Raw genomic sequence first — 12251 nt, forward strand, 5'->3', positions numbered from 1 at the left:
CTTGAAAAAGGGTCAGGCCTTGTCGGACGGGGGGCGGGGTTAGTCAACACCGCCCGGGCCTCAGCTCTTCAGCCGCCAGCCGGACCGGAACACCAGCCAGCAGGTCAAGGCCATGACCACGGTCAGGACCCCGCTCATGACCGCTCCAATCAGCAGGCTGCCCTCTGCGTTCTGGGTCCCGATGAAGCCGGCCCGGAAGCCGTCGATCAGATAGAAGAAGGGGTTGAAATGGCTGATGGTCGCGAACGGCTCGGGCAGGTTCTCGACCAGATAGAAGGTGCCGCTGAGGAAGGTCATCGGCATGATGACGAAATTCTGGACCGCGGCCAGCTGGTCAAACTTCTGCGCCCACAGGCCGGCGAAAACGCCCAGCATCCCCATGATCAGACAGGCCAGCAGGCCGAACCACAGGATGGCGCCGAGGTTGGCGACCTCCAGCCGCGCGAACGGCATGACGCAGATCGCCGTCACGATCCCGACCACCAGACCGCGGGTTGCGGCGCCCAGCGAAAAGCCGATGGTCAGTTCCAGCGGGCTGAGGGGCGGGGTCAGGAAGTCGGTCGCCGTATTCATCACCTTCGCCTGGATCAGGCTGGACGAGGCGTTGGCGAACGCATTGTTCAGCATGGCCATCATGATCAGGCCCGGCGCCACGAACTCGGCGAAGGGCGTGCCGTGCAGCGGCGGCCGTGTGCCGCGCAGGGCGACCACAAAGACCAGCATGTACAGCAGGGTGGTCACCACCGGACCGGCCACCGTCTGGGCGCCGACCTTCCAGAACCGCCGCACCTCGCGCAGGTACAGGGTCCTGACTCCGATCCAGTTGACGCCATTGTAGCTGCGGGGCTGCGGCAGGCCGGCGGGACGGGTCGAGGACAGATCGGTCATGGACCGCGAAATGCGCTTGCCCGCTCCGCTTCGCAAGACCCTCCGAAAGGCCCGCAAACCGCAGAGACGTTAACCATCTCTACATCTGGTTCCTGTGGACGGACTGATTCGCACATCTTGCGTCTGTTAGGGGGTCGTTTACGATTAGTGGTAGGTCGAGACCCCGGGAGGGACGTCTGGACCCCATATATTGAATCCGAGACCCGGAGGGTTGGCTATGACCGCAGGCTGGACTGAAGACCGCGTCGGCGCGCTGAAGNTGAAGAAACTCTGGCTCGAAGGCCAGTCGGCCAGCCAGATCGCCAAACAGCTGGGCGGCGGCGTCACCCGCAACGCCGTCATCGGCAAGGTGCACCGCCTGGGCCTGTCGGGCCGAGCCGCCCCCTCGCAGCCGGCGCGCGCCACCTTCCGCCCGTCGCGTCCGCGTCCCGCACAGCCGACCCAGGCGCCGTCGGCCCCTCGCCGCATCGAGGCGGTCCAGCCGCGCGCCGTCGTCGCGGCCCAGTCGGTCCCGGCGCCCATGCCCGACCTGCCCGGCACCGCCACGGTGATGACCCTGGGCGCCCACATGTGCAAATGGCCGATCGGCGACCCGTCCTCGAACGAGTTCAGCTTCTGCGGCCGCCGCTCCTCGGAAGGCGTCTATTGCGTCGAGCACGCCCGCGTCGCCTACCAGCCGCAGGTCAAGCGCGGCGGTGCGACCGATCTGGCCCGGAGCCTGCGGCGCTACATTTAACCCCTTTCAGCCACACGGCTGTCACTGAAGGCTCCTAGAGAGCCGCCCTCCGCTTCATGGCCGCATCCGCATGCGGCCATGAACGCAGGGGCGGGGCTGCGCTTTTCCGGGTTGACGCAGCCCCTCACCCCCGCCCGCCCTCGGGCGGGTTTTTTGTTGGCCTGGCCCGCTGATTGGGGCGCGATCTCGGGCGGGGTTCAGGCCCCATGGACCACTGGATTGCGCGTGTACTCGGGATAGCTCGGCTTCAGGTTCACGGGCCGATAGTCCGTCCGGTTGATCGTGTTGAACCGGATCTGGGCCGTGTAGCGGACTGTGTCGTCCGTGACGTTCAGCCCCGACGAATGGAACAGATCCATGTTGATGAAGGCCACGTCCCCCGGGTCGGCCTCGATATGGACGAGCGGCTTTCCGGCCAGCAGATGCTCGGGGATTGTGTACTGCTCGGACGCGAAGCCCTCGGCCGCCTTGTGTTCCCGCTCCTGCCGACCGGTCAGATGGCTGGCGGGCGACAGTACGACCGAGCCGTTCTCGACCCGGGCCGGCGTGGTCGGAATCCACGCCACCAGATGTTCGTGACCGCCGCCGTTCTCTAGGAAGTAGGCCGAGTCCTGATGCCAGGTGCGGATGTTCCGGGTGTCGCCCGGGATGTCGAAACGGAAGGCCGGACTGACGATGCCGAGGTCGTCGGGCGTGGCGATGTCCAGAAGCTGCATCGCCAGATCCTCGATGCCGATACGGACGAAGAAGGCCTTCAGGTTCCACGAGCCGAGGATGGTCTGATAGATCCACGAACTGCTGGACGGGTGGGCGCGCTTCAGTTCGATGAGGACGCGGTTGAGGATTTCAGCGTCCGCTCCCTCCGCGCCGGACTCCAGACGGACCACATGGGCGACGAAGGCCATCAGGTCGTCGATCGGTTTCGGATCGATGGCGCCGCGGACGATCAGATAGCCGTCGTCACGGTAGGCCTGGACCTGACTGTCGCTCAGTCTGTGCTGGATCATGGATCCGATCTCCGACGCGATTCTAGCTGCGCGCGGAGCGTGAATCGCCGGCCGTTACGACATGGTTACCGCCGGTCGCTAGTTCAGCACCCTGCGATCGCCCGGCACGTCGAGGCTGAAGGCCGGAATGGCGACTTCGAAGGTGCGGCCTGCGTCGTCGGTCATGGAGTAGCCGCCCATCATCGAGCCCGAGGCCGTGCCCAGCGGGCAGCCCGAGGCGTAGGAATAGCTGTCGCCCGGCTGGATGGTCGGCTGCTCGCCGACCACGCCGGCGCCGCGCACCTCTTCCACGTGACCCAGGGCGTCAGTGATGATCCAGCGCCGCGCCGTCAGCTGAACCGGCACGCCGCTCAGGTTCACGATCTCGACCTGATAGGCCCAGACCCAGCGCCCGCCCTCGGGATCTGACTGGCCCGCGAGATAGCTGGGGCGGACGCGGACCACGATCCCGTCGGTTTCTGCTTCATAGGCGCGGGCGTCATGCATCCGGCCATGGTCGCGCAACCCGCCCCCACGTCAAGCGACCGCACGTCGCACGGGAGGGGAGACGCGGCGAAAAATCGTGTAAGCCGAAGCCATGCAGACCTTCGAACACACCACCCCGGGCATCCTGCCCTGCCAATCCATCGAAGCCCTGATCGCCGGCGGCGCGATCGCTTCGGACACTCCCTTCGACGCCGATCAGGTGCAGCCGGCCAGTCTGGACCTGCGGCTGTCGGATGAAGCCTGGCGCGTGCGCGCCTCCTTCCTGCCCGGCCGGCGCACGGTCGAGGACCGCATCGCCGACGTCGCCATGCACCGGATCGACCTGTCGGCCGGCGTCGTGCTGGAGCGCGGCTGCGTCTACATCGCCCGGCTGCAGGAACGGCTCAGCCTGCCCAAGGGCCTGATCGCCCGCGCCAATCCCAAGAGCTCGACCGGCCGGGTCGACGTGTTCGTGCGTCTGCTGACGGATCGTGGCGCCAGTTTCGACGACGTGGCCGAAGGCTATGAGGGCGCCCTGTATCTCGAAATCTCGCCCCAGACCTTCCCCATCCTGGTCCGCCCCGGCACGCGCCTGAACCAGCTGCGTCTCAAGGCCGGCGAGCCGCCCAAACTGGAAACCCGCAGCGTGGGCGTCGAGCTTCAGGGCGGCGAAGGCGCCGTGGTCGGCTTCCGCGGCCGGCGCCACGCCGGAGTGATCGACCTCGACAATATCGACGGCCACGATCCGAAGGATTTTTGGGAGCCCCTGACCCTGCGCCGCGGCGAACTGCTGCTGGATCCGGGCGAGTTCTACATTCTGGCGTCCAGCGACGACGTGGAAATCCCGGTCGACCAGGCCGCCGAAATGACCCCGATCGATCCGTCGGTCGGCGAGTTCCGGGTCCACTACGCCGGCTTCTTCGACCCGGGCTTCGGCACCGACGAGGCGCATGGCGCGGGTTCCAAGGGCGTGCTGGAGGTTCGCACCCACGACACCCCCTTCCTGCTGGAGCACGGCCAGATCGTCGCCCGGCTGGTCTATGAGCCCCTGACGGAACGCCCGACCCGCCTCTATGGCGAGGGCGGCAGCCACTACCAGCGGCAGGGGCTGAAGCTGTCGAAGCATTTCCGGCCGTGGGGCTGATTTAGCCGTCTCCCTCCCCTTTATGGGGAGGGTGGTCGCGTAGCGACCGGGTGGGGGATGGTCCAGACGCACCCCACCCTGTCGCCGCTTCGCGCCGACATCCCTCCCCATAAAGGGGAGGGAGAACGCTCAATCCAGCCGGTCGGCCTTCCTGAGGTCCGGGAACAGTTTCGCCCAGATCCCGGTCGACGCCAGCGCGCCGACGCCCCCGAACACTGCCGCGCCGATAGGGCCGAGGAAGCGCACCGCCACGCCCGAATAGGCCTCGCCCAGTTCGTTCGAGGCCCCGATGAACAGCATGGACACCGAGCTGACCCGGCCGCGCATGTGGTCGGGCGTCGACAGCTGGATCAGGGTCTGGCGGATGTTGACGCTGATCATGTCCGCCGCTCCGCCTATGAACAGCACCGCGCCCGACAGCCAGACCGTCTTCGACAGGCCGAAGGTCAGGGTGCACAGGCCGAAGACGGCGACGGCTGCGAACATCCATCGGCCGCCGTGCTTCACGATCGGGAAGCGGCTCAGATAGAGGGCCATCAGCAGGGCCCCGGCCCCGAACGCCGCCCGCAGCAGGCCGAAACCCTCCGGGCCGACGTGCAGGATGTCGCGCGCGAAGATCGGGGTCAGCAGGGCGACCCCGGCCAGCAGGACGACGATCAGGTCCAGCGAAATGGCGCCCAGCACGATCTTCGTGTTCCAGACATAGGCCAGCCCCTCCTTCACCTGGGCGACGGCCGAAATCCGGTTCGGCGAGGGCGCCGGTTTTCCGCTGGTGCGGATCAGCAGCAGGCTGCCGATGCCGACGGCGAACATCCCGAGCGCGACGGCGTAGGCGTACGGCACCGACAGCCCGACGATGACCCCGCCCAGCGCTGGACCCGCGATGGCTCCGGTCTGGAAGGCGATGGACTGGGCGGCGATGGCCGGCGGCAGGGCGCGGCGCCCGACCACCATCGGAAGGAAGGCTTGGCTGGCCGGCGCAAGGAAGGCTCGGGCTGCTCCGAAAACCGCGGCCACAGCCAGCAGCCCCCAAAGCGGCGGGTTCCCGTGAATGGCCATGGCGAGGAAGGCCAGCGCACACGCGGCCTCGACGATGACGGAGATGGTGACGGTGTGCTTGCGGTCGCGCCGGTCGGCCATGGCGCCGGCCGGAAGCGTCAGGGCCAGAAGCGGCAGGAACTGGCACAGGCCGACGAGGCCCAGATACAGGCTGGCCTCGGCGATCGGATGGTCGCGCCGCGCGATCTCATAGACCTGCCACAACAAGGCCGAGGACTGGATCTGGATGCCCAGCACCGCCGCCACCCGCCCGACCCACAGCAGGCGGAAGTCGCGGATGGCCCAGGGGCTGGACGGCTCTCCCGGCGGCGGCGTGGGCTGGACCGGTTCTGTCGTCTCGATGGTTTCGGTCACGTGCGCCGATCTTGCTTGGGGTAGGGCGTGCCGTCGCGGTGGAAATAGCCGCCCGGGCCGAAGGTCAGGTCGATGTCGGGATAGTCGCCGCGGTCGCCGCCCGGCGTCCGGGTTCCGACCTCCAGCAGAACGGCTTCGGCGTCCGATCGGTTCTCGATCTTGTGGCCATTGGGCACGCCGGCCTTCCAGCCCGCGCAATCGCCCGCGCGCAGGATGGTTTCACCCTCATCCTCGACCAGCACCACCTCGCCCTCCAGCACCCAGACGAACTCGTCCTCGCCCTCATGCCAGTGCCTCTGGCTGGACCAGGCGCCCGCCGGCAGGCGCAGCAGGTTGACGCCGAACTGGTCCAGACCGACCGCGTCGCCCAGCTTCCAGCGGCGTCGCGGCTTGCACGGGCCGGCGAATTCCTCGGGGTATCCCGTGCCGTGTCCGGTCGGCGCGTTGTCGATGTCGATCTTCGGCATGGGGAGAAGCCTTCTCGCAATCGTCCGAACCCCGTAAAGCACAGCCTTATGAGCGTCGCATCAACTCCCGTTATCGATCCTGTCGAACTGACCCGCGACCTGATCCGCAGGCCCTCCGTCACGCCGGCGGACGAGGGCGCGATGGACGTGCTGGAACGCGCCCTCGCCGGCCTCGGCTTCCACTGCCGCCGGATGAAGTTCGAGAACATCGAGAACCTGTACGCCCGGCGGGGGACCGCCTCGCCCAACCTCTGTTTCGCTGGCCATACCGATGTGGTCCCGACGGGATCAGAGCAGGCATGGTCTTCCGGACCGTTCGAGGCGGAGGTGAAGGACGGGGTCCTCTACGGCCGGGGCGCCGTCGATATGAAGGGCGGCATAGCGGCCTGGGTCGCGGCGGTGTCTCACCTTCTGGCCGACGGCGATGTCCCCGGCAGCCTCTCCTTCCTGATCACAGGCGACGAGGAAGGCCCCGCCATGCACGGCACCAAACGCGTCGTTGAAACCCTGATGGCCGAGGGCGAGGTCATCGACGCCTGCGTGGTTGGCGAGCCGTCGTCGTCACAGGCGCTGGGCGACATGATCAAGGTCGGCCGCCGCGGCTCGCTGAACACCTGGATCACCGTCCACGGCAAACAGGGCCACGTCGCCTATCCCGACCGCGCCGCCAATCCGGCGCCGGTGCTGGCGAAACTGCTGGCGCGGCTGGACGATCACGTCCTCGACGACGGCTATCCCGAGTTTCCCCCGTCGAACCTCGAGATCACCACCATCGACATCGGCAATCCGGCGACCAACATCATTCCCGCCGAGGCGAAGGCGCGGCTGAATATCCGCTTCAATCCGACTCACACCGGCGACGATCTGATCGCCTGGCTCAACGCCATGGCGGGCGAGTCCCAGGCGGCGTCCGGCCTGCGCATCGAGCTGGAGCATCTGTGCTCGGGCAACGCCTTCCTGACGGAACCAGGCCCCTTTATCGACGGCGTTCAGGACGCGGTCCAGGCCGCGACCGGCCGACGGCCCGAGGCGTCGACCACCGGCGGCACCTCCGACGCCCGCTTCATCCGGGCCATGTGCCCGGTGCTGGAACTGGGTCTGGTCGGCCAGACCATGCACCAGATCGACGAGCGCGCGCCCGTCGCCGAGATCGAGGCGCTGGCCGAAGTCTACCGCCGGGTGATCGGGACCTATTTTCAACGAACGTGACTCTGGCCTTTCACGGTGGCGCATGAAAGATTGCAACCGTGACAGTAATCATTCCGCCGAGGGAGCGGCCGCCCAGCGTTTCGTGGGCGGTCTCATCCGAGCGTCAGCCCGACGCTTTTGAAATCTACCGCGACTCTTTCACCGCATTGGGTGAGGTCCGCGACGTGGCCGACGCCGGCCGCTCGGGTTTCAGCAGCCAGACCCACGCGCATCTGTTCGGCCCGAGCATCATCGCCCGCGCACGATCCTCGGCCCAGACCCTCGCGCGCGAGGCCGATCACATCCGCCGATCGGGCATCGACCATATCAGCGTGATCGTGAACCTGATCGACACCATCGGCGACTGCGACGGCCAGACGTTACGCGCCGAGGCGGGCTCGGTGCAGTTCCGGGACCTGTCCCGTCCCTCGCTGGCCGCCATGCCCGGGATCGACATGGTCACCGTCATGGTCCCCCGGGCGTCGGTGCCCGGCTGGCTGCTCGCGCGCGGAATCCATGGCCTGGTCCTGCCAGGATCGTCCGCAGGCGGACGACTGGTCGCCTCCCATCTGCTCACCATGACGGATGTCGCCGACCAACTCAGCGACGCGGAAGGCGCGGCGGGGATCGAAGCCGCCTTCGTCATCGCCGAGCGGTTTCTCGGCCATCAGCGCTCGGTCACGCCGGGTCACGCCGACGCCATCCACCGCACCATCCGGGAGCGGGCCATGGCGCTGCTGGACTCCCGCCCGCCGGACTCGAAATGGAGCGCCGCGACCCTGGCCATCGCCATCGGCGTGTCGCGCACGAGCCTGTATCGGGCGTTCGAAAGCACGGGCGGCGTCCGGACCTACGTCCTGCGTCGGCGTCTGGCGCGGACCTATATCGCGCTGAGGGGGCGCCGCGGTCTGTCGCCGTCGGTCGAACTGATCGGACAGCGCAATGGCTTCCCTGACCGCCGGACCTTCGTTCAGGCCTTCAAGGCCCAGTTCGGCATGTCGCCCGACGACGTGGCGCCGTCCGAGCTGCGGTCCGACGCCGTCGCCGGCCGGGAGGCCGCCAGCGCCCGCGCCATGCACGATGTCCTCGCGGACTGGATCCGCATGGGCGAGGCCGCCTGATCTCAGATCAGCAGGCCCAGCCCCAGCAGGGCGGCCCCGAACATCGCCCCGAAGGCGACGAGGAAAAAGAAGATCTCCCGCAGCGTCCCGCCGCGCCGTTCAAGGCGCGCGGGCGGCAGCCGCACCGGCAATTCTCTCAACACACCCTCCCTTGAAGGACGCCAGAGGATGCGCTTGCATACTTGCAAGGATATTGAGGAATATGGTTGCCGATCAGGGCGTCGGCCGCTCCAGGAAGCGCAGCGCGCTGAGCACATGGGTCTTCACGCCCAGCGGCAGGATCGATTCATTGACATCAAAACCGGGCGAATGGTTCGGCGGCGACGTCGCGGGATCGACCCCGTCCTTCGATCCCCCGAGGTGATAGAAGACGCCCGGCACGACCTGCGACAGATAGCTGAAGTCCTCGGCCACCGTCGTCGGGGGAACGGCCGCGTTGACGTTGCCGGCGCCCGCCGCCTCCGTCAGCACCGGGGCCAGCCAGGCCGACAGCTCCTCGTTGTTGTAGACCAGCGCCGCGTTCTGGCGGACCGAGAACTCCGCCGTTGCTCCGAAGGTCTCGGCGACATTGTCGATCGCCACGCCGGCGCGCCGCACCAGATCGTCGCGCTGGGCGATGTCGAAGGTGCGCAGCGTGCCCGACAGCTTCGCCTCGTCCGGGATGATGTTGTAGCGGACGCCCGCGTCCACCGTGGCGATGGTGAAGACCGTCGGCGTCGTGGTCGGATCGATGGTGCGGGCGGTCAGGGTGTTGATCGTCTGGATGATCTGGGCCGAGACGGCGATGACGTCGACGCCCTTCCAGGGCCAGGCGCCGTGCGTCTGGCGACCATGCAGGACGATGTCGATCCGGTCCGACGCGGCCATGAAGCCCTGCGGACGATAGAAGACCGTGCCGGGCCGGCCGGGCACCACATGCAGGCCGAAGATGGCGTCGGGCCGGGGGTTCTCCAGCGCCCCCTCCTCAATCATCAGGGCGGCGCCGCCCTTGGGCTCTCCCGGAGGCGCGCCCTCCTCGGCGGGCTGGAAGATGAAGACGATGGTCCCGGGGATGTCGGCCTTCATCCCGGCCAGCACCTCGGCGGCGCCCATCAGCATGGCGATATGGGCGTCGTGACCGCAGGCGTGCGCCACCGGCACGGTGGCGCCCATATAGGTCCCGGTCGCGGTCGAGGCGAAGGGCAGCCCCGTCGCCTCCAGCACCGGCAGCGCATCCATGTCGGTGCGCAGGGCCACGGTGCGGCCCGGCCGGCCACCGCGCAGGATACCGACCACGCCCGTCTTGCCGACGCCCGTGCGGACCTCCATCCCAAGCGCGCGGAGATGCTCGGCCACCAGAGCGGCGGTGCGGGTTTCGGCGAAGCCCAGTTCGGGGTTGGCGTGGATGTCGCGCCGCCATGCCACGACCTTCGGCGCCCCGGTCGCCACCGCCGCCTCGACCCTCTCCAGCGCGATGGGCGCCTGTTGTGCGTGCGCCAGACCGGCGGACAGGACCAGCGCCAGGCTGGAGGCGGCGAGCAGGCGGCGGATGGTCATGGCGTCCCCGATGGTTGCAGGGTCGCAAGGTGCGCAAAGCCGCCGCCCTTGCGCAAGGGCGCGGGGCAGGCAAACTGGCGGCATGGCCATCCAGACCGCAAAGACCCAGTGGCGCGATGTGGTGCTGGTCTGCCGCAAATGTTCGAAGAAGCTGAACGGCAAGGGCTTCGGCCCTGACGGCGACAAGTCCCTGAAGAAGGCCCTGCGCAAATATCTGAAGGCCGGGAAGGGCAAGAAGGCCGAGCTGGTGGTCAAGGAGACCGACTGTTTCGACATCTGTCCGAAGAATGCGGTGATCGCCGTGAACACGGCGCGGCCCAAGGAGCTGCTGATCATACGGCCCGGGGCCGACCTGTTCGAGGTCAAGGCGCGGCTCGGCCTGGACGATGGCCGTCGTCTGAAACCGTCCCTGACAATCGTCGGGGATGAGTGACCTTGCAGCCGCCGGCGTCTAGGCTGAGCCCGTGAACCTCCGCTCGCCCGCCTTTTTCATCCTGTTCGCCGTCAGTCTGATCGCGGCGGCGGGCAATATGGCGTTGCAGTCGGTGCTGCCCGCGATCGGGCGCGAGTTCCGGCTATCCGACACCTTGGTCGCCGGCGCCTTCGCCATCTCGGCCCTGATGTGGACCATCGCCTCGCCTTTCTGGGCGCGCCTGTCCGACACCCTGGGTCGCAAGCGGGTCATCCTGATCGGCCTGTCGGGCTTCGTCGTCTCCATGACCGGTTTCGGACTGGCCGCGACCTCGGGACTGGAGCAATGGCTGGGCGCGGGTCTGGCCTTTGCGCTGATGGCGGTGGCGCGAACCATCTACGGCGTGTTCGGCTCGGCCGCGCCGATCGCCTCCCAGGCCTATGTCGCCGATCGCACCACGCCCGAACAACGGACCCCGGCGATGTCGCTGCTGGCCTCGGCTCAAGGGCTGGGCACGGTTGTCGGACCCGCGCTGGCCCCCTTCTTCGTCCTGCCGGCGATCGCGGTCGGGCTCGGGGCCGTCTGGTTCGTCATCCCGATGGTCGGTCTGGCCGGGCCGATGTACGCCTTCGCCCTGTTCGGCCTGATCGTCCTGTTCATCGTCTGGCGTCGGCTGCCCAGCGGCGAGGTGGTGCGCGTCCCCTCCCCCAGCGGCCATCGCGACCCGGTCGCCAAGGGGCTGTGGCGCGACCCGCGGGTGCGCGACTATCTGCTGTACGGCCTGCTGGTGACGGGGGCCCAAGCCGTCAACATCTCGGTGCTGGGCTTCCACATCATTGACGAACTGGCTGTGACCGGCGTTGCGGCCCTCGCCGCCCAGCCCTTCATCGGCATCGCCATGCTGGCCGGGGCCGCCGCGACCCTGATGGCCCAGTGGGGGCTGATCCCGCTGCTGAAGCTGCAGCCGCGCGACCTGATGCGCTGGGGGGCCGCCCTGGCCCTGCTGGGCAATCTGATGAGCATCGCAGCCCCCGGCTACTATGGCGTCGTGGTCGGCTACGCCGTGGTGTCGATGGGCGTCGGCTTCGCGCGGCCGGGATTCACCGCCGGCTCGTCCCTGTCGGTCGCACCGCACGAGCAGGGAGCGATCGCCGGACTGATGATGTCGCTGGCCGGCCTCAGCTTCCTGGCGCCGCCCGTGATCGGCGTGGCCCTGTACGAACTGGCCGAGCCCGGTCCCTTCATCGCCAACGCCGTCCTGTTGGCCGGCGCCACGGCCCTGTGTTTCGTCAGCGCCCGGCTGCGGGCCGGACCACCCGACCTGCCCGACCGCGACGAGACCCCTTCGTCGGACACGCCGCCCGCCTCGCAGCCCGGCCCCGAGGGCAACCGCTGACCACGGCCTTTTCTCCGTCCGAAAGCCGTGGCAGATCGGAGCCATGGAAACCGCCCGTATCGAACGCCGCATCGGCGTCCGCGCCACGCCCGAGCACATCTGGGGCCTGATCGCCGACCTCTCGTCCTGGGATCGCTGGAACCCGATCGAGAAAGGGGTGGAGGGCGCCATCGCCTTCGGGGGCGTGATCAACCTCACGGAGACGATCGAAGGCCTGCCCGAACGCCTCGTCGCGGCGAAGGTCGGCGAGTGGGAGCCCTACTCCCAACTGGTCTGGACCGAGGCGCGCGGCCTGTGGTTCCGCTCGACCCGCTATTTCGAAATCCAGCGGCTGGACGAGCCCAACGCCTGCATCGTCTCCAACGGCTTCATCTTCTCGGGCCTGCGCGGCGAGATGTTCTTCGACAAACACCGTGCGCCGTTGCGTCACGCCGTCGACGCCGTCGCCGAGGCCTGGAAGGTCGCCGCCGAGGCCTGA

Annotated in this window: 13 protein-coding genes and 1 pseudogene; 7 read left to right on the plus strand and 7 right to left on the minus strand. The window is 68.1% G+C overall.

The features are described from left to right. Positions 1-60 precede the first annotated feature (60 nt). The gene (locus tag ASD25_RS07350; RefSeq protein WP_056615711.1) at positions 61-888 is read right to left on the minus strand and encodes an ABC transporter permease; all 828 of its coding nucleotides are present in this window, start codon (positions 886-888) and stop codon (positions 61-63) included. Positions 889-1148: 260 nt separating this feature from the next. Here ASD25_RS07350 and ASD25_RS07355 point away from each other — a divergent pair. Next, positions 1149-1624, plus strand: a pseudogene (locus ASD25_RS07355) (GcrA family cell cycle regulator); the annotation flags it as partial. Positions 1625-1821: 197 nt separating this feature from the next. Here ASD25_RS07355 and ASD25_RS07360 read toward each other — a convergent pair. Both ASD25_RS07360 and apaG read right to left on the minus strand, forming a co-directional pair. Then, positions 1822-2631 (minus strand): phytanoyl-CoA dioxygenase family protein, encoded by an 810-nt coding sequence (locus tag ASD25_RS07360; RefSeq protein WP_056615716.1) that lies wholly within the window; start codon positions 2629-2631, stop codon positions 1822-1824. A 78-nt stretch (positions 2632-2709) separates the two neighbouring features. After that, positions 2710-3117, minus strand: coding sequence for a Co2+/Mg2+ efflux protein ApaG (apaG, locus tag ASD25_RS07365; protein ID WP_056615719.1), 408 nt, complete (start codon positions 3115-3117; stop codon positions 2710-2712). Positions 3118-3208: 91 nt separating this feature from the next. Between apaG and ASD25_RS07370 the strand changes: the two genes are divergently transcribed. After that, complete coding sequence (locus tag ASD25_RS07370) at positions 3209-4240, plus strand: 2'-deoxycytidine 5'-triphosphate deaminase (RefSeq protein ID WP_056615724.1); 1032 nt, start codon at positions 3209-3211, stop codon at positions 4238-4240. Positions 4241-4369: 129 nt separating this feature from the next. Here ASD25_RS07370 and ASD25_RS07375 read toward each other — a convergent pair whose 3' ends face one another. Both ASD25_RS07375 and ASD25_RS07380 read right to left on the minus strand, forming a co-directional pair. After that, positions 4370-5653, minus strand: a complete 1284-nt coding sequence (locus ASD25_RS07375; protein WP_235562646.1) for an MFS transporter — start codon at positions 5651-5653, stop codon at positions 4370-4372. After that, positions 5650-6120 (minus strand): cupin domain-containing protein, encoded by a 471-nt coding sequence (locus ASD25_RS07380; protein WP_056615727.1) that lies wholly within the window; start codon positions 6118-6120, stop codon positions 5650-5652. The genes ASD25_RS07375 and ASD25_RS07380 overlap by 4 nt, the downstream gene beginning before the upstream one ends. Before the next feature lie 48 nt (positions 6121-6168). Between ASD25_RS07380 and dapE the strand changes: the two genes are divergently transcribed. Beyond that, complete coding sequence (gene dapE / locus ASD25_RS07385) at positions 6169-7329, plus strand: succinyl-diaminopimelate desuccinylase (RefSeq protein WP_056615729.1); 1161 nt, start codon at positions 6169-6171, stop codon at positions 7327-7329. Positions 7330-7493: 164 nt separating this feature from the next. Then, on the plus strand, positions 7494-8429 hold the full coding sequence (locus tag ASD25_RS07390; protein WP_156389213.1) for a helix-turn-helix domain-containing protein: 936 nt from the start codon (positions 7494-7496) through the stop codon (positions 8427-8429). 2 nt (positions 8430-8431) lie between these two features. Here the strand turns inward: ASD25_RS07390 and ASD25_RS30230 are convergent, their stop codons facing one another. Together ASD25_RS30230 and ASD25_RS07395 are read right to left on the minus strand one after the other, a co-directional pair. Next, positions 8432-8569 (minus strand): hypothetical protein, encoded by a 138-nt coding sequence (locus tag ASD25_RS30230; RefSeq protein WP_156389214.1) that lies wholly within the window; start codon positions 8567-8569, stop codon positions 8432-8434. 73 nt (positions 8570-8642) lie between these two features. Beyond that, complete coding sequence (locus tag ASD25_RS07395) at positions 8643-9965, minus strand: amidohydrolase (protein WP_056615735.1); 1323 nt, start codon at positions 9963-9965, stop codon at positions 8643-8645. Positions 9966-10047: 82 nt separating this feature from the next. Here ASD25_RS07395 and ASD25_RS07400 point away from each other — a divergent pair, with 82 nt between their 5' ends. The 3 genes from ASD25_RS07400 to ASD25_RS07410 are packed head-to-tail and all read left to right on the plus strand — an operon-like array spanning position 10048 to position 12251. Then, positions 10048-10398 (plus strand): hypothetical protein, encoded by a 351-nt coding sequence (locus ASD25_RS07400; RefSeq protein ID WP_056615738.1) that lies wholly within the window; start codon positions 10048-10050, stop codon positions 10396-10398. A 31-nt stretch (positions 10399-10429) separates the two neighbouring features. Next, on the plus strand, positions 10430-11773 hold the full coding sequence (locus ASD25_RS07405; RefSeq protein ID WP_056615741.1) for an MFS transporter: 1344 nt from the start codon (positions 10430-10432) through the stop codon (positions 11771-11773). 43 nt (positions 11774-11816) lie between these two features. After that, on the plus strand, positions 11817-12251 hold the full coding sequence (locus ASD25_RS07410; protein ID WP_056615744.1) for an SRPBCC domain-containing protein: 435 nt from the start codon (positions 11817-11819) through the stop codon (positions 12249-12251).

Source organism: Brevundimonas sp. Root1423 (genome assembly GCF_001426805.1).